Genomic DNA, 1,016 nt, shown 5'->3' with positions numbered 1-1,016 from the left:
AGCATGGGTCCTGATAAACGCCAATCTATTGCTTCTTCTCTACTAATAATGCCTACTCCCTCAACTCGTCTCAAAAAGCTAGGATTGCGTGTAATAAGTCTTTCATATTCGGTCACTTTTGGAAAGAAATAATAGCAAAAATCGAAGCATTTATCTACCCAACCGTAGGGTAAATCTACAGCTACTCCTCCAATACGGAAATAATTATGCATCATTCGCATGCCCGTGGCAGCTTCAAATAAATCATATATCATTTCCCTCTCTCTTAAAATATAAAAGAAAGGAGTCTGCGCACCAATATCAGCCATGAAAGGTCCAAGCCATAACAAATGAGAAGCTATACGACTTAACTCTAGCATAATCATTCTAATATAGCTAGCCCTTTTAGGTATTTGAATATTTTCCAATTTTTCTGGCGCATTAACCGTTACCGCCTCTGTGAACATAGTAGCCAAATAATCCCATCGTGTTACATAGGGGAGATATTGCACAATTGTTCGGTTCTCAGCAACTGTTTCCATACCTCTATGTAAATAACCTAATATAGGTTCACAATCAATAACATCTTCACCATCTAGAGTAACAATAAGTCGAAGAACACCATGCATTGATGGATGATGAGGACCCATACTTACCATCATGAGGTCTTTCTCCCTAGCAACCATAATCATAACTCTTTCCCGGTTAAAAAAATCAATGAGAACAAAAAAAAAAAGAATGACTCATTAGGATTCGGAATTTAATAAAACATAATTTTTGAAAATGAAAATTTCATTCAAATCAAAATTAACGCAGTCCACGAATATCTAATTGATCGATTAAACGTTTGTAACGAAGTCTATCTTTTTTGAACAGATAAATCAGAAGTCGTTTACGTTTACCCACAATTTTCCACAAACCTCTTTGGGACGAGTAGTCTCTTCCGTGCAGGTCCAAATGTTCAGTAAGTTTTTGAATTCGACTGGTTAAATAATATACTTGAGATTCAACAGATCCTCTTTGTTCTCTAGGAATCA

At 36.0% G+C, this 1,016-nt stretch carries 2 protein-coding genes; both read right to left on the bottom strand.

Going from position 1 to position 1,016, the window contains the following annotated elements:
* The coding region (locus IE038_RS25535) for an NADH-quinone oxidoreductase subunit D-related protein (RefSeq protein ID WP_498053046.1) at nucleotides 1–671 on the bottom strand (671 nt) is incomplete at its 3' end.
* A 115-nt stretch (nucleotides 672–786) separates the two neighbouring features.
* Nucleotides 787–1,016 (bottom strand): 30S ribosomal protein S15 (gene rpsO / locus IE038_RS25530; protein ID WP_498053044.1); only part of this gene is annotated, 230 nt, incomplete at its 5' end.

Source organism: Pseudomonas laurentiana, from assembly GCF_014648275.1.
Lineage (GTDB): Bacteria > Pseudomonadota > Gammaproteobacteria > Pseudomonadales > Pseudomonadaceae > Aquipseudomonas > Aquipseudomonas laurentiana.
The sequence above is the reverse complement of the archived record's forward strand: the minus strand, read 5'-3'. Positions and strand labels throughout refer to the sequence as shown.